Raw genomic sequence first — 21779 nt, 5'->3', positions numbered from 1 at the left:
GCGACCGCCAGGCGGCCGTCCAGGGCCTCGACCCGGCGCCGCAGTCCGGTCAGGCCCGAGCCCTCGGGATCGGCGCCGCCCGGACCCGTGTCGGCCACCTCGATGAAGAGGACGCCGTCCGCGGCGAGGACGGACACGGTGGCGTGCGCGGCCGGAGCGTGCTTGGCCACGTTCGTGAGCGCCTCGGCCACGACGAAGTACGCGGCCCGCTCGATCATCAGGCCGGGACGCTCCGCGAGGTCCCCGGTGATCCTGACCTCCAGCCCAGACCGCTTCGCCAGTGCCCCGATGGCGGGGAACAGGCCACGCTCCTGCAGCAGGGGTGGGGCGATGCCCCGGGCCAGGCTGCGCAGCTCCGCGATCGCGGCCGACGCGTCGTCGCGGGCGCGGCGGACGAGCTCCGCGGCCTCCGGGTCGTGCGCGAGGCGCTGCTCGGCGCGGCCGAGCGCGATGCTCAGGGCGACGAGCCGGGCCTGGGCTCCGTCGTGGAGGTCCCGCTCGATGCGTTGGAGCTCCGTCGCCTCCTCGTCGAGCGCGCCGCGTCGCGTCCGCAGCAGCTCGTCGACCCGGTCCGAGAGCACCCGCTCCCGCGGGCGAGGTGGCAGGCGGTCCGCGAACGCCAGCAGGGCGTGCGTCACGACCGCCAGCGAGATGCCCAGCAGCGTCCAGGCCAGCCACTGCCCGCCGCCCGTCAGCAGCCAGATGATCGCGAGCAGGCCGGCCGCGACACCGCCGAGTCCCGCGTGCGCGCTCGCCCAGCGTGCGGGGCCGGCGGGAACCCGCCACGACACGCGGATCGCGGCCGCTCCCGCGACGGGTGCCCCCGCTCCGATCCAGACCCAGACCGGCCAGTAGGCGCCCGAGGCGCCCGTCAGGACCCACACGATCGTCGTCGCGAGACCCGCGACGACCGCGGCGAGTGCCGCGGTCGAGATCAGCGAGCCGATCCTGGCGTCCCGCAGTCCGGTGATGCGCGTGCGGGCCGGGCCCCTCGTCTCGGGGTCCGGCCCGTGCTCACTCGGGAGGTGTTCGACCGCCGCCGTCATCACCCCGATCATCCCAGGGCGGGACTCGGGGCGGACGACCGGGATCGCACCGCTCGCGAGGGGACCTACGCGGTCTTCGCCGGGCGGTTGGCCTCGAAGGCGGCCTGCACGTCGCTCGCCGACAGGCCGAGCTCCTTGGCCACCGCGGCGAACATCGCCTCGTGGCGGCTCTCGCGCTGGGACTCACGTGCCTCGTGGAGCTTCGTCAGTGCCGCCTGCACGTCGGAGGTCTCCAGGTCGAGTCCGGCTGCGAGCGCGCTCGTCAGGGCGGACTGGTCGGGCTTGGCGCCGCGGGCCGGTCGCTCGCCGTCGGCAGAACGCTGTGGCCGGTTGGCGTCGAGGATCTCCTCGACCGCGGAGGCCTCGACCCCGAGGGCGGACGCGAGCTCGCTCGACATGCGTGCGCCTCGGTCGCCCCGCTGCTGGTCGGTCGGCTTCTCCGGACGGCTGGCGTCCATGGCGGCCGTCAGCTCGGAGCTGCTGACGCCGAGCGCATCGGCGATCTTCGCCTGCGTCGCCGCCGGCATCTGGCCGCGGCCCTTGCCCTCGTGCCGGCTGGTCGAGCTGCTGGAGCTGGTGCTCTCGCTCGAGCTGGTGGCGGCGTTCGCGGCGGTGATGCCGGCTCCACCGAGCAGTGCGCTGGCGGAGACGATCGCGGCGACCTTGCGGATCTGGGGGGACATGGTGTGACTCCTGACGTTGGGGAATGCGATGACGTCAGGATGCGCCGCGCGGCTGGGGTGAACCTGGGAGGGGGCGCAGACCTCACTGAGCGTCGGCGAGCACGACCACGGTGGGGTATCCGCGGCGCGGGAGCACCACGCGGGCGCGCGGCTCCAGGCCTGCGGCTCGCAGATCGTCGGTGGGGTCCAGCGGGGCCAGACCACCCACCTTCGCTGGGGCCACGAAGGCCGCGGTGGTGAGCACGGCGCGCACGGCCAGGCGCGGGGACCACGGCGTCGCGACGACCACGCGGCCGCCGACCTTCAGGATCCGCCGGATCTCGGCAACCACGGTCGCCCGGTCCTCCGCCGACAGCAGGTGCAGCAGGTAGGTGCAGGTGACGACGTCGGCGGAGGCGTCGTCGAGGGGCAGGGCGCGCGCGTCCGCCTGGCGCAGTTCCCAGCCGGTGGGCAGCGTGCCGACCTGCGCGAGCATGCGCCTCGAGGCATCGACGCCGATGGCGCTGCGCGGTCGGTCCGCTGGGGGGCGGCCTGCGAGCGTGCGCAGCACGATGCCGGTGCCCGTGGCGACGTCGACGAGGTGCTCGCCCGGCGCCGGCGCCGCGAGCCGGACCGCCGTCTCCACGGCGCGGCCCTCGAGGCTCTCCTGCCGTGCGTAGTGGGACGCGTTGGCGTCCCAGATCCAGGGTGCGTCGCGGCGGCTCACGCTACCCGCGCAGCACGTCGTCGACGACGCTGCGGATCACGCGGTTGACCGTCCCGGGGGCCTCCATCGGGCCCTGATGCCCGGCGTCCGGCAGCACCACCAGGCGCGCCCCGAGGTGATCGGCGATCTCGCGGCCCCGGGCCGCCGGGGTCAGGCGGTCCTGCTCCCCGACGACGACCGTGGTCGGGACGGTGAGGTGATCCAGCGCGTCCCGCGCGTCCATCGACCAGAGGAACCGCGCCGCCTTGGAGCGCGCGACCGGGTGCGTGGCGCGGAGCAGGTGCTCGGTGCGGATGCGGTCGCTCTCGCTGGCGCCCCGGCCGAACGCCATCACGCGCATCGCGGTGCGCAGGACCGGGAGGGCGGGTCCCTCGAGGCGGACCGGCATCGTGATGAGCGGGACCAGGCTGCCGAGGAGGGGGCCCGAGATCCACGGGGGGATCTGGCGCACCAGTCCGCCGGCCACGTTGTGGGCGGTCGTGTTGCAGAGCACGGCGCCGTGGAGGCCCCGTGCCCCGGGGTTGCCCGCGGTGTGGGCCGCCCAGCCCATGATCGCCATGCCCCCCATCGAGTGTCCCGCGGCGACGGCCGCCAGGTCCGGGGGGACGAGCGCCCGCACGACGGCGTCGAGGTCGGCACCGAGGGTCTCCAGCGAGAAGCCCGTGCCCTGCGCCGCGCCGCTGCGGCCGTGGCCCCGTTGGTCGTAGGTGATGACCAGGTGGTCCTGGCCGAGATCCTCGAGCTGCTGGGACCAGAACGGCGTCGCCATCGTGAAGCCGTGGATCAGGACCACCGCTGCCCGCGGGCGCCGCTTGCCGCCCGGGCGCGTCACCACCGCATGCAGCTGGGTGCCGTCGTGCGCCTCGACCCAGCGTGAGACGGAAAGCCCGAGCATCGGCCCGAGCCTAACCAGGACACGGGACGCGACGGCGGCCCTCGCTCGCGCGGCGGCGCGCGAGCAGCGGCGGCGGCAGGCCCGACAAACAGAGCATCTGTTCGGTTAGGATCGCCGCGTCGCTCCGGCGACGTCCCGACCCCGTGACCCGAGGACCCGCATGAGCACCAGCACCACCGCCGACTTCAACCTCGACGCGCTCGACAGGTGGACCGAGCCATCGACGTTCCTCGTCGAACGCGATCGCCTGGTCGCGTACGCGGAGGCCACCAACGACGACATCGCACACCACGCCCGCGGTGATCTCGCGCCGCCGGTCTTCAACGTGGTGCCGCCGTTCGAGGGGTTGTTCCCGCTGATCGGGCAGATCGTCCCCGGCGAGGTGCTCATGCGGGTCGTGCACGGCATGCAGGACTTCCGCTTCCACAAGCCGATCACCCCCGGGATGACCCTCACGGTGCGGGGGGCCGGGATCGGCGTCCAGCCCAAGTCCTCGGGCACCACGCTGGTCGTGAAGTCCGAGACCCGCGACGCCGACGGGGACCTCGTCTGCGAGCAGCTGATGACGTCCTTCTTCCGCGGCGTCCTGGCCACCGAGGGTGCGGGCGTGGGCCCCGACGACCACGCCTTCCCCGAGGAGGTCCGCGACCGGGAGCCCGTCGCCGTGGTCCAGCAGACCTTCGACGAGGACCAGACGTTCCGCTACTCGCCGGCGTCCGGCGATCCCATGCCCATCCACCTCGATGAGGACTTCGCGAGGTCCGTCGGGCTGCCCGGCATCATCATCCACGGTCTCTGCACGATGGCGTTCACCTCGGTGGCGGCCATCAAGACCGCCGCCCCCGAGGACCCGACCCGGCTCAAGCGCCTCGCCGTGCGCTTCAACAAGCCCGCGCTCCCAGGGCAGACGATCACGACGACCCTGTGGGCGCACGGCGACGGCGTGCTCGTGTTCGAGACCGTCGCCGACAACGGCGACGTCATCATCAAGGACGGACGCGCCGAGTTCGCCTGAGCCGCCGGCGCGGAGCCGCCCTCGAGTGGCACTGACGGGTTGGCACGCAAAGTAGGATGTGGGAATGACTACTTCCTCCGTCGCGACCGACGCCGAGCCGGTCATCCACCTCGTGCCGTCGCAGGAGGAGACCCTCCTGCGCGAAGCCGTCAGGGGCATCGCCCAGAGCTTCGGCGGGGCGACGTACATGCTGCGCTGCCACGAGGAGGGCGTGCCGCCGACCGAGATGTGGGACGCGCTCGCCGAGAAGGGCTACTGCGGCGTCAACCTGCCCGAGGAGTACGGGGGCGGGGGGATGGGCATGTCCGGGCTGGCCGCGGTGCAGGAGGAGCTCGCGATCAACGGCTGCACCCAGCTGCTGCTCGTCGTCTCGCCGGCGATCGCCGGCTCGATCCTCAGCCTGCACGGCACCCCGGACCAGAAGCACCGCTGGCTCCCGGGCCTGTCCGCCGGTACCGAGCGCATCGCGTTCGCCGTAACCGAGGCCGACGCCGGGACGAACACCCACAACATCAAGACCCGCGCCAAGCGTCAGGCCGACGGCACCTGGCGGCTGCGGGGTCAGAAGACCTACATCTCCGCGGTCGAGCACGCGACGGCGCTCCTGGTCGTCGCCCGCGAGGAGCTCGAGGACGGACAGCTCGGCATGCCGCTGCTCTTCATCATGGACCTCGACTCCGAGGGCTTCACGAAGGAGAACATCCCCACGGCGCTGCGCCTGCCCGACAAGCAGTGGACGCTGTTCTTCGACGACGTGACGATCCCGGACGAGCGGCTGATCGGCGGCACCACCGGTGGGCTCGGCGCGCTGTTCGACGGCCTGAACCCGGAGCGGATCATGGCGGCCGCCGGGAGCTGCGGCGGCGCCGAGCGGGCCATCGCCAAGGCGGCCGACTACGCCCGCGAGCGGGCCGTGTGGGGCCAGCCCATCGGCGCGCACCAGGGGCTGTCGCACCCGCTCGCCGCGATCAAGATCGAGCTCGAGATGGCCAAGCTGATGACCCGCAAGGCGTGCGCGCTGTACGACGCGGGCTGGAAGGGCGCGGGGGAGACCTCGAACATGGCGAAGTACGCGGCGGCCGAGGTGGGGGTCAAGGCGGTCGACCAGGCGATCCAGACGCACGGCGGCAACGGGATCGCGCTCGAGTACGGCCTGACCGACATGTGGTGGGGCGCTCGGCTCTCGAAGATCGCGCCGGTGAGCCGCGAGATGATCCTCAACTACGTGGCCGAGCACTCCCTCGGGCTGCCGAAGAGCTACTGAGCGGAGCTGCCGCGCAGCGGTCGTGGCGGGACGCCGCGGCCGCGTGCGGGAGGCCAGGGATGTAACGCCACGCCCCGGCACGGGACGGGGAGGGCATGAGCCTTCCCACCGTTCCGATCGGCCTCCTTCCCACCCGCGAGGCGCTGCACCGCGTCGCCGAGCACGTCCTCGCACCCGTCCGCGTCCAGGAGACCGGACACGAGATCGCCCTCGAGGCCCGCGGCGCCGGTGTCGCCACCCCCGACCTGCCGCACGGCGGGTGGGTCGGGTTCAGCGGCACGGACCTCGTGGTGGTCGACCGCGGCGGCGGCGAGACCCGCACGCCGCTGAGCACGCTGCGCGAGGCCGCCACCGCGGCCGGTCTGCGCGGCGCCGACGGTCTCGACGAGACGCCGCTGGACGTCGACCGCACCGCATCGCTGTTCCTCGGCACCGTGTACGAGATCGGCACGCGCGCCCTCACGGCCCTCGCGGAGCTCCACGACCCGGACGCGCCCGTCCGGCTGTGGCCCGAGCACTTCGACGTCGCCGTCGAGCTCGGCGACGAGGCCGCGGGGGCGCGCGCCGCGTACGGCATCTCGCCGGGGGACGAGCAGCACGACGAGCCCTACGCCTACGTGGCGCCGTGGGCAGGACCCCGGGGGGACGCCGCGCTGTGGAACGCGACGGGCTTCGCGGGCGCGGAGGTGGGGTGGACGTCGCTGCGGGGGGAGGAGGACCCGGTGAGCGCACTCGTCGCGTTCTGGACCGCGCGGTTCATCGCGCTGCGTGACGGCTGAGCGCCGCCGTGGAGCTCGAGTTCGGCAACCTCCTGGCGGTCTGCGCGGTCGCCTTCGTCGTGCCCCTCACGCTGGGGCTCGCGCCGCGGGTGCGCCTGCCCGCGGTCGTGCTGGAGATCGTCGCCGGCATCGTCGTGGGTCCGGACGTGCTCGGGTGGGTGTCGGTCGACGAGCCCGTCGCCGTGCTCTCGCTGCTGGGCCTGTCCGTCCTGCTGTTCCTCGCGGGACTCGAGGTCGACTTCGCGATGCTGCGGGGGCGTCTGCTGCGCCTGGCGCTCGTGGGCTTCGCCGCGTCGTTCGCGTTGGCGCTGCTCGTGGGCCTCCTGCTGCAGATGGCGGGCTCCGTGAAGAGCATGGTGTTCGTGGCCGTCGTCCTGAGCGCCACCTCCCTGGGGGTCGTCATCCCCGTGCTCAAGGACTCCGGGCTCAGCGCCTCGCGGTACGGGCAGCTGGTGATCGCCGCGGCGTCGATCGCCGACGTCGCCACGATCCTGCTGCTGTCGCTGCTGTTCAGCGAGGAGTCCACCGGCACAGGGGCCAAGCTGTTCCTCATCGGCGGGCTCGCCGCGTTCGCGATCGCCGTGGTCGCGGCCGTCGTCGCCGCCGAGCGGTCGATGCGGTTCGGCGCGGTCCTCGTGCGCCTGCAGGACACGACCGCGCAGATCCGGGTGCGCGGAGCGTTCCTGCTGCTGGTCGGGTTCGCGGCGATCGCCCAGAGCCTGGGACTCGAGGTCATCCTCGGCGCGTTCATCGCGGGGGCCCTGCTGTCGGTCCTCGACAAGGACCGCGAGATGACCCACCCGCAGTTCCGCGAGAAGCTCGATGCGATCGGGTACGGCGTGTTCATCCCGGTCTTCTTCGTGACGAGCGGGCTGCGGTTCGATCTCGACGCGCTGACCGAGAGCTCGTCGGCGCTCGCGCGCGTGCCGCTGCTCCTGCTGGCGCTGCTGCTGGTGCGGGGCGCCCCCGCGCTGCTGTACCGGGGCTACCTGCGCGACGACCGGCAGACGATCGCCGCCGGCCTGCTGCAGGCCACGTCGCTTCCCTTCATCGTCGCGGCCACGCAGATCGGACTGACGCTCGACCTGCTGTCGGGGGCCACCGCCGCCGGTCTCGTCGCCGCCGGTCTGCTGTCGGTCCTGATCTTCCCCATCGTCGCCGGATTCATGGTTCCGAAAGCCCGGACATGAGAGCATCGCGCCACGGTGAACGTGGCAGCGCACGACTCCGACACCGAGCTCCTACGACGCCTGCGCGCCGGTGAGGAGCATGCGTTCGTGACGCTCGTGGACCGGTACGCCGCCTCGATGCTCCGGATCGCCCGGATGTACGTGCCGTCCCACGCGGTCGCCGAGGAGGTCGTGCAGGAGACCTGGCTCGGCGTGCTGCGGGGGATCGACGGCTTCGAGGAGCGATCGTCCCTGCGCACGTGGGTCTTCCGCATCCTCGTGAACCGGGCGCGGACGCGAGGGGAGCGCGAGCGCCGCACCGTCCCGTTCGCGACGCTCGCGCAGGACGAGCTCGATGCGCCCTTCACCGCCGTGGACGCCGACCGCTTCCTCCCGGCGGACCACGACCGGTGGCCCGGACACTGGGCGCTGCCGCCCGAGCGGTGGGACGACTCCCCGGTCCGGCATCTCGACGTGATGCACCTGCGCACGCGCCTGGCCGACGCGGTCGCCGCGCTGCCCGAGACGCAGCGCCTGGTGGTGACGATGCGCGATCTGGAAGGCTTCGACGCGGCGGAGACCGCGGCGGCGCTCGGCCTGAGCGAGGGGAACCAGCGGGTGCTGCTGCATCGCGCCCGATCCCGCCTGCGGAAGGAGCTCGAGGAGGTGCGGCATGGCTGAACGGCGCGAGGACGAGGAGATCGCCTGCCGCGAGTTCGTCGAGGTGATCACCGACTACCTCGAGGGGGCGCTCTCGGACGGCGAGGCGCGAGCCCTCGAGGAGCACCTGCAGACGTGTCCGGGGTGCGAGACCTACCTCGCGCAGATGCGGGAGACGATCGCCCGCATGGGCTCGCTGCCGCGCGAGGAGCTGTCGGACGCCACGCGCGGGGTGCTGCGGGACGCGTTCCGGTCCTGGTCGTCGCGAAGGGAGTGACCGGCCTGTAACGCTCGGCCTCCTCACGGGACCGAACGGGCATGACCATCGCACCGTCCGCAGCCGAGACGCTCGTCTGGCACCGTGTCCTCGACGTCGACGCGCTTCCCGAGGGACGGGTCACGACCGTCACCGCCGGGCACACCAGCATCGCGCTGACCCACGTGAACGGGACGTACGGCGCGCTGGACAACCGCTGTCCGCATCAGGGCGGGCCGCTCGGCGAGGGCACCATCGAGCGGGGCAAGCTGCGCTGCCCGTGGCACGGGTACGACTACTGCCCGTTGACCGGTGGCTCGGCGTTCGGCGACAGCGTGCGCGACTTCCCGGTGGAGGTGCGCGAGGACGGCGGGATCTGGGTCGCCGTTCCCGGCAAGGAGCCTCACGCCCGCACGGTCTCCGATGCGATGGCGGAGACCATGGTCGCGTGGGGGGTGCGTCACGTCTTCGGGATGGTCGGCCACTCGAACCTCGGCCTGGCGGACGCGCTGCGCCGGCGCGAGGAGGCCGGGGAGCTGCGGTTCATCGGCATCCGGCACGAGGGCGCGGCCGCGTTCGCCGCGTCGGCCTACGGCAAGCTGACGGGGCGGCCCGCGGCGTGCCTGACGATCGCCGGGCCGGGGGCGACGAACCTCCTCACGGGCCTGTGGGACGCGAAGGCCGACCGCGCGCCGGTGCTGGCGCTGACCGGGCAGGTCGACACGAAGGTGCTGGGGAAGGGCGCGTTCCAGGACGTCGACCTGGCGGGGGCGTTCGGCACGGTCGCCGCGTGGTCCGCGACGGTCCTGCCGGACTCCGACCACCCGGAGCTCATGGCGCTCGCCATCAAGCACGCGCTGCTGCGGGAGGCGCCCACGCACCTCGTCTTCCCCGACGAGGTGCAGAACCTGCCTGCCCCCGAGGCACCGGTCGCCGCCCCGGCGGGCCGGGTCCCGGACCGCCGCGTCGCGCCGTCCGGGGAGGCCCTCGACCGGGCGGTGACGCTGCTGAGCGGCGCTCGGCGTCCGGTCATCGTCGCCGGCCACGGCGCCGCCGCCGACCGTGAGGCCGTGCGCGGGCTCGCCGAGCGGCTCCGGGCGCCGGTGATCACCACCTTCCGGGCCAAGGGCCTGCTCGGCGACGATCACCCGCTGGCGGGCGGGGTGCTCGGACGATCCGGGACCCCCGTCGCCTCGTGGCTCATGAACGAGGCAGACCTGCTCGTCGTGCTCGGTGCGTCGTTCGCGAACCACACCGGGATCTACCCGGGGCATCCGATCGTGCAGGTCGACCGCGATCCGCAGCAGCTCGGGCGCTTCCACCCGGTGGAGGCCCCGGTGCTGGGCGACGTCGGCGTGACGATCGCCGCGCTCGTCGAGGCGCTGGAGCGGACTGCGGCCCCGTCCGGTGGTGGCGGTCGGGTGGATCAGACGGCCGACGTCGCCGACCGCTGGGCGCTCTGGCGCGCGGAGAAGGCCTCCCGGGCGGCCGATGACCGCGGTCACGGCGTGGCCTCGGCCGCCGTGTTCGCGGCGCTGAACCGCCACGCGCCCACGGACGCCGTGCTGTGCGTCGACGTCGGCAACAACGCCTACGCGTTCGGTCGCTACTTCGAGGCCCGCGCGACCCAGGACGTCCTGATGAGCGGGTACCTCGGCTCGATCGGGTTCGCGTACCCGGCTGCGCTCGGAGCGTGGGCGGCGACCGACGGCGACCGGCCGGTGGTGGCCATCAGCGGCGACGGCGGGTTCGCGCAGTACATGGCCGAGCTCACCACCGCGGTGAAGCACGGCATGCGGATCGTCCACGTCCTGCTCGACAACGGTCAGCTCGGCAAGATCAGCAAGGAGCAGCGCGCGGGCGAGTGGGACGTGTGGCAGACGTCCCTGCACAACCCGGACTTCGCGGCGTACGCCCGCGACTGCGGCGCCCTCGGGCTGCGGGTCGAGCGCGCGCAGGATCTGGACGGCGCCCTGGCCGAGGCCTTCGCGCACGACGGGCCGGCCACGGTGGTCGTCCGGTGCGACGCGGACCTGGTCTGAGCAGCCTTCGGCCACCGCCCCGACCGGAAGGCCCCCTGGGCCGATCGACGACGGGTGACGCAGGCCCTACGATCGCTCCGTGCCCTCGGCGACCGTCGACATCCGCATCGACATGCTCGGGAGGTTCCGGGTGCGAGCCGACGAGCACGAGATCTCGGAGGACGACTGGCCGTCGCGCCGGGCGCAGGAGCTCGTCGCGCTGCTGGCCCTCGCCGACGGTCACCGTCTGGTGCGCGACAGCGTGATCGAGCAGCTCTGGCCGCACCTCGGAGCCAAGGCGGGCGCCGCCAACCTGCGCAAGGCCGCGCATCACGCTCGTCGCGTCCTCGACGACGACGACGCGGTGGTCCTGCGCGGTGGTCAGGTGCACCTGTTCCCGTCGCGGGCCGTCGTCACCGATGTCGAGGACTTCCTGCACCGGGCGGACGCCGCGCTGCACGACGGTGACCCGGCGGCGTGCGCGGGCGTGGCCGAGACGTGCCCCGGGGACCTGCTGCCGCTCTCGCCCTACGAGGCGTGGACGCAGGAGCCGCGACGTGAGGTGCGCGCGCGGCTGACGGACCTGCTGCGCCGCGCCGCGAACTGGGAGCGGCTGATGCAGGTGGACCCGACCGACGAGGCGGCGTGCCGTGAGCTCATGCGCGCGGCCATCGCCGAGGGGCAGCGCCACGTCGCGATCCGGTGGTACGAGCAGCTGCGGATCGCTCTCGTCCGCGAGCTGGGAGCGCGGCCCGGCCCCGAGACGCAGCGGCTCTACGACGACTGCACGACCGGCGTGCGGCTGGGGGAGCAGACCCTCGTCGGTCGCCAGCTCGAGGTCGCCCGCGTCATGGGCCGCCTCCAGGAGGCCCGTGCGGGCGAGACCGTGTCGGTCCTCGTCCGAGGACCGACGGGCATCGGCAAGTCCGCGCTGTGTCGCGAGGTGCTCGACCGCGCCCGCGAGGACGGCTGGCGCGTGGTCGGTGCCACCGGCACCGCGGCACGGGCGCCCTACGGGCCGCTCGGCGCGTTCGTGGAGCAGCTGCTGCTCGACGGACGTGATCCGCTGGCCGGCCTCCCGGCGCGGACCCGGTCGATCCTGGCGGAGCTGACGCCGCTCGCCGGGCCGGCCGAACCGCTCGAGGGCGCGGTGACGCGACATCAGGTCGTGGCCGCGCTGCGCCGCGCGATCGTGCTCTCGGGGTCCCCGGTGCCCACGGTCCTGTGCCTCGAGGACGCGCACCTGTGCGACGAGGCCACCGCCGGGGTCCTGCACCAGCTCGTCGCGGGCGGCGGCGCCCTGCCGGTCGCGGTCATCCTCGCCTACCGGACCGAGTGGCTGCGCGCGAGCCTGCCGCACGGTCTCGCCGAGCTCGCCGCCCACGACCAGACGCTCCACGTCGAGCTCGGACCGCTCGAGGACGCGGAGATCGTGCGGCTCGTCGAGTCCGCCGGTGCCGAGCCGCCGGATCCCGAGCTCGTGGCGCAGGTCGTGCGCCGCGCCGAGGGCAGCCCGTTCTTCGCCCTCGAGCTGGCGCGCGGACGCACGCAGGACGCGTCCGGAGACCTTCCCCGCACCGTGCGCGCCGCGGTGATGGATCGGTTCGTCGGGCTGGACAGGGACGACCTCGACGTGCTCGCGAAGCTCGCCGTCGCGGGCGAGCCGCTCGACCTGGCGAGCGTCCTCGCGCTCACCGGCCTGCCCGAGGGGGCGGCGTTCGCCGCGCTGGACGCCGCGCTGGCCGCAGGTGCCCTGGTCGTGGCGGACACGAAGTACCGCTTCCGGCACGAGCTGGTCCGGCAGGCGCTCACGGACGAGCTCGCCCCACACCATCGGCTCGCTCTGCACCGGGACGCCGCCGGGCGCCTGATCGCGGCGGGGGCGCCGCCGCAGCTCATCGCGCACCACTGGCTGAAGGGGGAGCGCCCCCAGGAGGCGGTCCCGTGGCTGCTGCGCGCCGCCCGACGGGCGGTCGAGGTCGGGGCCTTCGCCGACGCGCTCGTGCAGGTCGACCGGCTGCTGCAGCACCAGCCCGACCACGTCGAGGCGCTGAGCCTGCGCGCCGAGATCCTGGACGCCCTGGGGGACAATCGGGCCCCGGACGCGTACGCGACCGCTGCGGCGGCGGTCGGCGAGCCCGAGGCGCAGGAGTTGAAGGCCCGGCAGGCCTTGGCGCAGCTGAAGGCCAGCGACCCCGACAGCGCGCTGGCCACCCTGCGGGGCGTCCGGCCGACGTCGCTGGCCGGGCGGCTGGCGGAGGCGCTGACCCTCAGTGCCGCCGCCGCGATCGGTCGCTACGCGGACGCCGAGACGGCAGCGGCGAAGGCCGAGGAGGCGCGCCGGCTGGCGATCGAGCTCGGGGATCCCGGGGCGATCCTCGACGCGACCTGGGCGCACGCGCTGGCAGCGCACGCGACGGGGGATCTGCCGGTGCGCCTGCGCGAGTACCTGCGCAGCACACGAGACCTGCCCGCGCTCGCGACGCGCGTCTTCGACGGGCAGTTGTGCGTCACCGAGCGGATGCTCTACGGGGGGTTGCCCAGTGACGAGATCATCACGTTCGCCGACGGTCTGGCGGCCGAGGCGCGCCGGCTCGGGGCCGCGCGCGGGGAGGCGTTCGCGCGGACCCTGCGCGGGGAGGTGGGTGTCCTGGCCGGGCATCTCGACGAGGCCGACCACGACTTCGCGGAGGGCGCGCGGCTGCACGCGCGTATCGGTGCCGCCGCCGGGGAGGCGCTGTCGCTGCTGGGACGCGGTCAGGTGGCGACCTACCGGGGACGGTCCCAGGAGGCGCGCCGGTACCTGGCCGAGGCGCTGCTCATGGCGCGGGAGTCCGAGGTCGGGCACCACACCCTCGACCGCATCTACGGCGCGATGGTGGCCGCGGCCGCCGACCCCGAGGCCGGTGTGGCGGTCGTCCGCGAGGCGGAGACGGCGATCGCCGGACCCGCGGAGACCTGTCCGACGTGCCGGATCGCGTTCATCGTGCCGGCGGCGATCGCGGCGGCACGCGCCGGAGACCTCGAGCGCGCCGACCGCTACGCCGGCGACTGCGAGCGGGCGCTGGAGGTCATCGCGCTGCCCCCGGCCTGGAGCGCCGCGGTCGCCGAGGTGCGCGGGTGGGTGGCGCTGGCCCACGGGCGCGGTGATGCGGCCCGTGGGCACTTCCGGGCCGCTGCGGAGGAGTTCGACACCTGGGCGCAGCCGCTGGACGCGGAGCGCTGCGCCCGGCTGGCCGAGGGATAGGGAACGTCCGAGGAACGCGGGTCCGCGACGGTGTGGTTCGTCGCCACCGACAGCGGTGGCGGCGTCCATTCACTCGTCGACCTCGGAGGTCAACCATGCGCTCCATTCCCCGCAAGGACGTTCCCGTCGCCATCGCAGATGGCGGCGTGGAGGTCCGCGTGCTGGACCAGGACGGCCTGATGGTCGGATTCGTCCAGCTCCCCGCCGGCGCCGATCTGCGACCGGCCACGAAGGGCCTGCCGGACGACCTCTGCCCGTGCCCGCACTGGGGGTACATGATCAAGGGGCGCGTGCGGATGCACACCAAGGACGGCCATCAGGACTTCGCCGCCGGCGACGCGTTCTACTGGGCCGCCGGGCACGCTCCCGAGGCGCTGGAGGACAGCGAGTACGTCGACTTCTCCCCGACGCACGAGTTCCAGCGGGTCCTCGATCACCTGACCGGCGCCGCGGCACCCGCCGGGTCCTGACGCGACGCGCGCAGCGTCGCCGGGGCGCCAGGGTCGCCATGATGGCGACCGATGGCACCCCGGCACGCAGCGATCGGCAGCGCGGTCTTCTTCCTGTTGGGACCCGGCCTCGAGATCGGGGTCGGGCCCGCGCTGCTGACGGGCGGCTTCCAGCGCGGTGACGCGGTGCCGCTCCAGCCCGTGGCCACAGCGGTCGGGGCGGTGCTGGTTGTGGTCGGGCTGATCACGCTGGTGCGCTGCTTCGCCCGGTTCGCCCGTGAGGGGAGAGGTACACCGACCCCCGCGGCGCCCACGGCGGCGCTGGTGACCGACGGTCCCTACCGGCGCTCGCGCAATCCGCAGCAGCTGGCCACGGTGGGGGTGCTCCTCGGTGAGGGCCTGGTGCTGGCGCGGCCGGTGCTGTTCGCCGCGGCTGCCGCGTACCTCCTCACCCTGCACGTGCTGATCGTCCGCTACGAGGAACCGCGGCTACGGGCGCGGTTCGGTGCTGCCTACGACGTCTACCGCGAGCGCGTCCCGCGCTGGCTGCCGCGGCGGCGGGGTCGCACGATCGAGCCGCGCGCGGACGGTCAGTCCTCGATCGGCGCGTCGTAGCGGGTCGTGAACGGCTCCCGCGCCACGCGTCCCCCCGGGTATCGCACCACCCGGGTCACGACGATCGAGAAGTCCTCACCGGGGATCGGCCGGCGCTCACCGGTCTGCGCCGTCACGCGTCGGCCGCCGTTGTCGCCGTAGAGGCTCACGGTGACCGACGTGCTGTCGGTGAAGGTGCGGATCAGCACCGGGGCGTCGGTGTCGTTGGTCCACTTCAGGTCGATCGAGTCGTAGTTGAGCGTCGACTCCCGGCCCGGCGGATAGCGATCGATGAAGATGCTGTGCGGCGTGTGGGTGTCGAGCTTCAGGCCACCGAAGTAGGCGGCGTTGTACAGGGTCGTCGAGAACTGCGAGACCCCTCCGCCGACCGACGGCTCCAGCTTGCCGTCGGCGATGAACGGCGCCTCGACGTACCCGCCCTCCTTGGTCCGAGGTCCGACGAGCCCGTTGAGCGAGAACTGGGCTCCGGGGGCGACGATCGTGCCGTCGACCGTCCGCGCCATGCGGCGGATGTTCTTGACCCGCGGCTGACCGGGGGTGTATCGCGTCGTGAAGGTGCCGATCAGCCGGTCGACCTTGCGGGCCGCCGCGGCGCTCACGGCCGGCTTCGTCTTCACGACCTTCAGCGAGACCCGGTGCTCCCCCTTGCGCACGGCGCCGTCGATCGCCTTGACGCTGGCCGCCTGATCGACCTTGCGGCCGCTGCGGCCCTCTCCGGTGACGGACACGTCCGCCTTCTTGGGCTTCCAGCTCAGGTCGCCCTTGCCCTCCACGATGGCGCTCCGGGCGGGGGCGGAGATCTTGGCGTCGCGGGCGGCGCGGTCCCGGGACTCGGCGACCTCCGAGACGAGCGCCTCGAGCGCCTTCCGGCTCGTCCCCAACGTGACGTTCGTCTCCGACCCGAGGGTGCTCAGGCGCAGGATCGGGGCGATCCGGGAGGCCTCGAGTCGCAGCGGGTCACCGGCACCGGTCAGGACCACGGGCGCGTCGAGGTAGTCCTGCGCGGACCGGGCCACCGCCTCGACCTCGGACATGCGGGCGACGCGCGTGACGTCGACTGCCGGCCGGACCTCGGACACGCCGTTGCGGAACGCGCGGACCAGGCGCGCCCGGAGGTCGCGACGATCGAGCTCGCGTCCGGTGCGGGGCGCCACCGCCTCGGCCTCGAGCTGCTCGGCGTCGACCTCGATCGCTCCGGGGAACGGCTTGCGGTCGACGCTCTGCGCCAGGCGGGCGACGGTCCCGTCGAGCAGGCCTCCGTCGATCCGCACGGCGAGTTCGACGTCATTGGTGGAGACCAGTCCGCGCAGGGTCGATCCCGCGCCGGCCAGCGTCCCGTCGCGTCCGGCGTCCATCGCGTGCCGAACGGTGGTGTCGACGTCGATGCGCAGCCCGGCGGCCGCGGGCTCGACGCGAAGCCGCTTGTCCGCGGCCAGGACGATCACGGCCCGGGAGGCGATCCGCTCGACGCGCTCACGCAGTTCGTCGCGTGAGTCCCCGCCGACGTTCGCCCCGGCCAGGCGCGTTCCGGGCAAGGCCCGGTCGCCGTACGCCGTGCGCAGGCCGAGCAGCGCGACGAGCACCACCGCCAACGGGATCGCGACTGCGACGAGGAGGGCGGATGGGTGACGGCGGGAGGAGGGTGGGACGGGACGCCTGGGTACAGCCACCATTCACGTTGTACCGGACACGGTTGGTCGGCTCGTCCGAACCGCGCCGATTGCACGCGATCCTGCGTCGGGGCTTCCGTGACGGCCCGACGAGCGGGCTGCCGCGACGTGCGACGCCGTTACCCTGGAGGCATGTGCCGCAACATCCGGACCCTCCACAACTTCGAGCCGCCGGCGACCGAGGACGAGATCCACGCGGCAGCGCTGCAGTACGTGCGCAAGATCAGCGGGTCGACAAACCCATCGCAGGCCAACCAGGCGGCCTTCGAGCGGGCGGTCGACGCGGTGGCGCTCGCGTCGCGCGAGTTGCTCGGAGCGCTCGTCACCACGGCGCCCCCGAAGGACCGCGATGTCGAGGCCGCCAAGGCCCGCGCCCGGGCTGCCGAGCGCTACGGGCGCGTGGCCTCGGCCTGACCGGCGGGCGGCCCCGGCCCGACCGCGGCCCGCGCCGGACCGGCCGTCAGGCGCATCGTGGCCTCGTCGGCGACGCACCGCTGCGGCGTGCCGTCCCGTCCGGCCTGCTCCGCTGTGGCACCTCGGCGCCCACTAGGCTCGGCCCACCATGCGGATCCTCGTCGTCGGAGCCGGAGGGGTCGGAGCAGCCGTGGCGGCGATCGCCCGCCGCCGCGGGTTCTTCGAGCGCCTCGTGCTCACGGACCTCGATGCCGGTCGAGCGGAGGCTGCGGCCGCCCGTGCCGGTGACGAGCGCGTCAGCGGCGTGGGGTGCGACGCCTCGGACACCGACGCGCTCGTGGCCCTGATCGAGGCCCAGGGCATCACCCACGTCCTGAACGCCTGCGATCCGCGACTGAACCCTCCGATCTTCGCGGCGGCCGGGCGCGGTGGGGTCACCTACCTGGACATGGCGATGACCCTGTCCGAACGCCATCCGCAGGAGCCGTTCGCCAAGCCGGGGGTGATGCTCGGGGACGCGCAGTTCGCCGAGCACGAGGCCTGGGAGCAGGACGGTCGGCTCGCCCTCGTGGGGATCGGCGTCGAACCCGGCGCCTCGGACGTGTTCGCGCGGCACGCGGCCGACACGATGTTCGAGACGATCGACGAGATCGGGGTCCGTGACGGCGCGGATCTCGTCGTCCAGGGGTACGCCTTCGCGCCCACGTTCTCGATCTGGACGACGATCGAGGAGTGCCTGAACCCACCGCTCATCTGGGAGCGCGACCGCGGGTTCTACGTGACCGAGCCGTTCAGCGAGCCGGAGATCTTCGAGTTCCCGGAGGGCATCGGGCCGGTCGAGTGCGTGAACGTCGAGCACGAGGAGGTCGTGCTGATCCCGCGTTGGGTGGACTGCAACCGCGTCACGTTCAAGTACGGGCTGGGCGCGGAGTTCATCGGCGTCCTCCGCACGCTGCACCTGCTCGGTCTCGATGCCACGGAGCCGCTGGACGTCCGTGGGCAGCAGGTGAGCCCGCGCGACGTGGTCGCCGCGGCGCTCCCCGACCCGGCTGGTCTGGGCGACCGCATGACGGGCCGCACGTGCGCCGGGACGCTCGTGACCGGCACCGGGAAGGACGGGGCGCCACGCGCGACCTACCTCTACCACCTCGTCGACAACGAGCGCACCATGCGCGAGGACGGCTGCCAGGCCGTCGTCTGGCAGACCGCGATCAACCCCGTGATCGCGCTGGAGCTGCTGGAGTCCGGGGCGTGGTCGGGCGTCGGGGTGCTCGGGCCCGAGGCGTTCCCGTCACAGCCGTTCCTGGATCTGCTCGCCGAGTACGGCGCGCCCCACGGCGTGCAGGAGCGCGACGTCGACGAGCCGCAGCGCGCCGGCTGAGCGCGGGCGCCGGTAGCGGCGCAACTCCCCACGCTGGGCTGGTTTGCTGTCGGTATGGGGGGCCATGGGACGTCACGCGCCGCGGCGGTGCTGCTGATCCTCGGACTGCTCGCGGCGGCGGTGCCGGCGCTCGCCGTGACGCGCAACGGCGGCCGGCTGGCGGACCGGCTCACGGGCACGAGCGGCCCGGACACGCTCCGCGGTCGCGGGTCCCGCGACGTCCTGCGCGGGCTCGGCGGCAACGATCTGCTCGCAGGCGGTACGGCCGCCGACAAGCTCTACGGCGGCTCCGGTGACGACGATCTCGACGGCGGGTCCGGGAACGACCGGCTGCTCGGGCAGGACGGCGACGACGTCCTCTTCGGCTTCACCGGCAACGACGTGCTCGAGGGCGGCCGCGGGAACGACCGGCTCGACGGGTACGACGGCGACGACATCCTCCGCGGTGGGGACGGCAACGACTTCCTGGGGGAGTCGCGGTTCGGCGATGACCGGCTGCTCGACGGCGGCCCCGGCCACGACGTGCTGCTCAGCGGGGCGGGCAAGGACAAGGACGTCAGAGGCGGGTCCGGCGACGATCTCCTGGACGGCGGCACCGGCAACGACAAGCTCTCCGGCGGACCGGGCGACGACATGCTGTTCCCGTCCACCGGTCAGTTCAGGGGACGGGTGGCCTCGGGAGGGTCGGGGAACGACACCATCGTGGACACCGGGTCCGCGACGATCCACGGCGACGACGGCGACGACACGCTCTGGGCGACGTCCGACCGGGTCGCGACCAGCATGTACGGCGGCGCCGGCGACGACGTGCTGTACGTCGGGTCCTCCGTCCAGGTCGCCAACTGCGGTCCCGGCGCGGACACCGTGTACCTGAGCCCCGACGCGGCCTCGCGCCGGACGCGCAAGGCGCTGCCCCGGACCATCGGCTTCGACGGGTGCGAGACCTTCCTCACCGCCGGTGCGGAGAGCCCGCCGACGTTCGCGGGCCAGCGCGACCGCTACGTGGCGGTCGGCGTGCCCTGGGACGACAAGCTGGTGGCGAAGGTGCAGGCCTACGCGGCGCTGCGCAACTGCCAGCTCAAGCGCAGCCGCTGCGGCGGGACCGCGCAGTCCGAGCGGATCATCGGGACCGAGCGTGCGGACACGATCCGGGGGCTCGACGGTGACGACTACCTCGAGGGCGCCGGCGGCTCCGACCGGCTGTACGGTGGCCGCGGCAGCGACCTGCTGTTCGGCCGCAAGGGCGACGACCGGCTCGTCGGCGGACCGGGGGACGACGAGATCGAGGGCGGCCGCGGGCGCGACACGATCTACGGCGGTGACGGTGACGACGTGATCAACGGGGGCTACGACAGCGATCGCATCTACGGCGGGCGCGGCGACGACACCATCCGCGCGGTCGGCGGCGGGCGGGACATCATCGACTGCGGTCCCGGACGGGATCGCGTCGAGAAGGACAGCAAGGACAGGACCAGGAACTGCGAAGTGGTCCTCGGCTGACCCGGGCCGGGCACCAGCGCGACGGGCCCGGCGTCGACATCGGCGCGCACGCAGGGTCCTCGGTTCGTGGAAGACTCGCGACCGTGGCGGCCAGTCAGGTGAAGCGCATGACCGCGGAGCAGCGGCGCGAGCAACTGCTCGACGTCCTGACGACCCTCGTGCTCGAGGAGGGCTACGGTGCGGCGTCCATCGACCGCATCGCGCGGGACGCGGGGATCGCCCGTACCGTCGTGTACGCGCACTTCGGGAACCTCGAGGGCATGCAGCGCGCGCTCGTGGACCGCACCGAGCACCGTGCGCTGCGGACGATCCGCTCGATCGTGCCCGACATGCCGCTCGGGGAGGACCCCGACGCGATCCTCGTGGATGCCCTGCGGGACCTCCTCACCCGCGTACGCGACGACCGGGACACCTGGCGCCTGGCGCTGCTGCCGATCGAGGGAGCCCCGGCCGAGCTGCGCGGTGTGATCGGTCGGGCGAAGAAGGCCGTCTCCGACCTCCTGGAGCCGGTGATCACGTGGGGGATCGGGGCTCGCGGCGGTCCCACGAACCTGGACGCCGAGCTGTTCACGCGGACGCTGATCACGCTCGCGGAGGACGCGGCGCGACTCGTCCTCTCCGACCCGGACCGGTTCCCGCCCGACCGGATCGCGGACTTCACCGCCACCCTGCTGGCGAACGTGCGTCGCGGGGACGCCGTCCCCTAGCGGTCCGGCAGGCGCTCGGCCTTCTGCTCCCGCGGTCCGTCGGTCGCCTCGCCCAGGTGGGTGGTGGCCAGGTCACGGAGCACGCGGGTCACCTCGTCGGCGTGCTCGATCGGTCCCATGTGTCCGCCGGGCATGCGCACCAGGCCGGCGGGGCGCGGGAGCTCGGCGTGCAGTCGCTCGGCGTGCTCGGGTGGCGTGAGGCGGTCGCGGTCGCCGGCGATCACCAGGGTCGGCACGTCCAGGCGTTCGACGGCGGCGTGCAGGTCCAGACGGGTCAGGGCGCCACCGATCGCCCCGCGCACGTCGGGCCGGCAGTCGATCACCAGCTCCTCGCTGAAACCGACCTGCGCCGGGGTCGCGTCCGCCGACAGCGCCACGTACTTCACGGCGCGGTGGGCGAGCGGGGTGGGGCCGGAGGGGAGCGGCAGGGGCGCGCTGAGCGCGGCGGCGCCGATCCTCTGCTCGAGCTTCGCGACCGGGGTCCTGACCGGCACCACGAGCGACTTCTGGATCAGGTCGCCCATGCCGGTGTTGACCAGGGCGGCGGCCGCGACGCGGTCGGCGACCTCACCCGCGTACAGGCCGGCGTACGACACGATGCTCATGCCTCCGAGCGAGTGCCCAGCGACGACCGCCTTGCGTCCGTCGGGCACGCACGCCTGGAGGATCGCGTTGAGGTCGGCTCCGAAGCGCTCGATGCGGTAGTCGTCGCTCGGCGCCCGGCCGGACCTGCCGTGGCCGCGCTGGTCGTAGGCGACGACGCGGAAGTCGCGCGCGAGGTCGTGGATCTGGCGCGTCCAGAAGCGGATCTGGCAGGTCCACCCGTGGGCCAGGACGATCGTCGGGGCGTCCTGCGGGCCGAAGGTCTCGGCGTGCAGCGTCGTCCCGTCGTCGCCGGTCACGGTCTGCGGCCGGCCCTGCAGCGGCCGGTGGAACAACGCGTGCTCGGGATCGGCCTCGACGGCGGCCCGATCGCGCCGCCGCTGGATCTCCCAGGCGGCGGCTGTGGCCGCGGCTGCGGTGATGGCGGTGAGGGCGGGCCGGCGCGAGCTCATCCCTCACCTTTACACCGATTCGTGTCGAGGTTACGCGGCGTCAGGCGAGCTTGTCGACCTTCGGCAGGCCCTTCTTGATCCCGCTCTGGAGCGCCTTGGCGATGACGACGTCGAGGCCGGGCACGACCGCGCCGAACTCGATCTCGTACCGCAGGTGGCTCCCGCCGCCGGGCCGCTCCGTGAACACCATCTTGCCGCGGTGACCGCGAAGGGGGCTGCCCTTGGTGATGCGGTACTCGATGAGCTC

The 21779-nt window shown here is 73.5% G+C and carries 20 protein-coding genes and 1 pseudogene; 14 read left to right on the top strand and 7 right to left on the bottom strand.

Features of this window, described 5'->3' with window-relative positions; translation table 11 throughout:
* From ABYE80_RS05325 to ABYE80_RS05310, 4 genes are all read right to left on the bottom strand, one after another.
* A partial coding sequence (locus tag ABYE80_RS05325; protein WP_372789222.1) for a sensor histidine kinase occupies positions 1-1046 on the bottom strand: 1046 nt, incomplete at its 3' end.
* 65 nt (positions 1047-1111) lie between these two features.
* Positions 1112-1729, bottom strand: a complete 618-nt coding sequence (locus tag ABYE80_RS05320; RefSeq protein WP_372789221.1) for a hypothetical protein — start codon at positions 1727-1729, stop codon at positions 1112-1114.
* Positions 1730-1811: 82 nt separating this feature from the next.
* Positions 1812-2435, bottom strand: a complete 624-nt coding sequence (locus tag ABYE80_RS05315; protein WP_372789220.1) for a class I SAM-dependent methyltransferase — start codon at positions 2433-2435, stop codon at positions 1812-1814.
* Between the two features lies 1 nt (position 2436).
* On the bottom strand, positions 2437-3330 hold the full coding sequence (locus tag ABYE80_RS05310) for an alpha/beta fold hydrolase (protein ID WP_372789219.1): 894 nt from the start codon (positions 3328-3330) through the stop codon (positions 2437-2439).
* Positions 3331-3490: 160 nt separating this feature from the next.
* Between ABYE80_RS05310 and ABYE80_RS05305 the strand changes: the two genes are divergently transcribed.
* From ABYE80_RS05305 to ABYE80_RS05260, 10 genes are all read left to right on the top strand, one after another.
* Entirely contained in the window at positions 3491-4345 is an 855-nt protein-coding gene (locus ABYE80_RS05305; RefSeq protein ID WP_372789218.1) for a MaoC/PaaZ C-terminal domain-containing protein, read from the top strand.
* A 64-nt stretch (positions 4346-4409) separates the two neighbouring features.
* Complete coding sequence (locus tag ABYE80_RS05300) at positions 4410-5609, top strand: acyl-CoA dehydrogenase family protein (RefSeq protein WP_372789217.1); 1200 nt, start codon at positions 4410-4412, stop codon at positions 5607-5609.
* A gap of 95 nt (positions 5610-5704) precedes the next feature.
* The gene (locus ABYE80_RS05295; RefSeq protein ID WP_372789216.1) at positions 5705-6388 is read left to right on the top strand and encodes a hypothetical protein; all 684 of its coding nucleotides are present in this window, start codon (positions 5705-5707) and stop codon (positions 6386-6388) included.
* 8 nt (positions 6389-6396) lie between these two features.
* Positions 6397-7578: a cation:proton antiporter gene (locus tag ABYE80_RS05290; protein ID WP_372789215.1), complete on the top strand. Its 1182-nt coding sequence runs from the start codon at positions 6397-6399 to the stop codon at positions 7576-7578.
* A gap of 15 nt (positions 7579-7593) precedes the next feature.
* Entirely contained in the window at positions 7594-8238 is a 645-nt protein-coding gene (locus tag ABYE80_RS05285; protein ID WP_372789214.1) for an RNA polymerase sigma factor, read from the top strand.
* The gene (locus ABYE80_RS05280; protein WP_372789213.1) at positions 8231-8494 is read left to right on the top strand and encodes an anti-sigma factor; all 264 of its coding nucleotides are present in this window, start codon (positions 8231-8233) and stop codon (positions 8492-8494) included. The genes ABYE80_RS05285 and ABYE80_RS05280 overlap by 8 nt, the downstream gene beginning before the upstream one ends.
* A gap of 41 nt (positions 8495-8535) precedes the next feature.
* Positions 8536-10515, top strand: a complete 1980-nt coding sequence (locus ABYE80_RS05275; protein ID WP_372789212.1) for a thiamine pyrophosphate-dependent enzyme — start codon at positions 8536-8538, stop codon at positions 10513-10515.
* A gap of 79 nt (positions 10516-10594) precedes the next feature.
* Positions 10595-13741: an AAA family ATPase gene (locus tag ABYE80_RS05270; protein ID WP_372789211.1), complete on the top strand. Its 3147-nt coding sequence runs from the start codon at positions 10595-10597 to the stop codon at positions 13739-13741.
* 95 nt (positions 13742-13836) lie between these two features.
* The gene (locus ABYE80_RS05265) at positions 13837-14211 is read left to right on the top strand and encodes a hypothetical protein (RefSeq protein ID WP_372789210.1); all 375 of its coding nucleotides are present in this window, start codon (positions 13837-13839) and stop codon (positions 14209-14211) included.
* Between the two features lie 51 nt (positions 14212-14262).
* Complete coding sequence (locus ABYE80_RS05260) at positions 14263-14805, top strand: isoprenylcysteine carboxylmethyltransferase family protein (protein ID WP_372789209.1); 543 nt, start codon at positions 14263-14265, stop codon at positions 14803-14805.
* Here ABYE80_RS05260 and ABYE80_RS05255 read toward each other — a convergent pair.
* Positions 14781-16388 carry a VanW family protein gene (locus ABYE80_RS05255; RefSeq protein WP_372789208.1) on the bottom strand — a complete coding sequence of 536 codons (1608 nt, stop codon included), beginning with the start codon at positions 16386-16388 and terminating at the stop codon, positions 14781-14783. The two genes, ABYE80_RS05260 and ABYE80_RS05255, sit on opposite strands and share 25 nt — an antisense overlap.
* Positions 16389-16607: 219 nt before the next feature.
* Between ABYE80_RS05255 and ABYE80_RS05250 the strand changes: the two genes are divergently transcribed.
* From ABYE80_RS05250 to ABYE80_RS05235, 4 genes are all read left to right on the top strand, one after another.
* Positions 16608-16889, top strand: coding sequence for a DUF2277 domain-containing protein (locus ABYE80_RS05250; RefSeq protein WP_372789207.1), 282 nt, complete (start codon positions 16608-16610; stop codon positions 16887-16889).
* Positions 16890-17037: 148 nt separating this feature from the next.
* Positions 17038-18270 carry a saccharopine dehydrogenase family protein gene (locus ABYE80_RS05245; RefSeq protein WP_372789206.1) on the top strand — a complete coding sequence of 411 codons (1233 nt, stop codon included), beginning with the start codon at positions 17038-17040 and terminating at the stop codon, positions 18268-18270.
* A 54-nt stretch (positions 18271-18324) separates the two neighbouring features.
* Positions 18325-19770, top strand: coding sequence for a calcium-binding protein (locus ABYE80_RS05240; protein ID WP_372789205.1), 1446 nt, complete (start codon positions 18325-18327; stop codon positions 19768-19770).
* A gap of 83 nt (positions 19771-19853) precedes the next feature.
* On the top strand, positions 19854-20477 hold the full coding sequence (locus ABYE80_RS05235) for a TetR/AcrR family transcriptional regulator (protein ID WP_372789204.1): 624 nt from the start codon (positions 19854-19856) through the stop codon (positions 20475-20477).
* On the opposite strand, the gene ABYE80_RS05230 is transcribed toward ABYE80_RS05235, so the two are convergent.
* Together ABYE80_RS05230 and ABYE80_RS05225 are read right to left on the bottom strand one after the other, a co-directional pair.
* Complete coding sequence (locus ABYE80_RS05230) at positions 20474-21532, bottom strand: alpha/beta fold hydrolase (protein WP_372789203.1); 1059 nt, start codon at positions 21530-21532, stop codon at positions 20474-20476. The two genes, ABYE80_RS05235 and ABYE80_RS05230, sit on opposite strands and share 4 nt — an antisense overlap.
* Before the next feature lie 40 nt (positions 21533-21572).
* Positions 21573-21779, bottom strand: a pseudogene (locus ABYE80_RS05225) (SRPBCC family protein); the annotation flags it as partial.

Origin of the sequence: Paraconexibacter sp., assembly GCF_041602235.1 — a bacterium.
In the GTDB taxonomy this organism is placed as follows: domain Bacteria; phylum Actinomycetota; class Thermoleophilia; order Solirubrobacterales; family Solirubrobacteraceae; genus Paraconexibacter.
The sequence above is the reverse complement of the archived record's forward strand: the minus strand, read 5'-3'. Positions and strand labels throughout refer to the sequence as shown.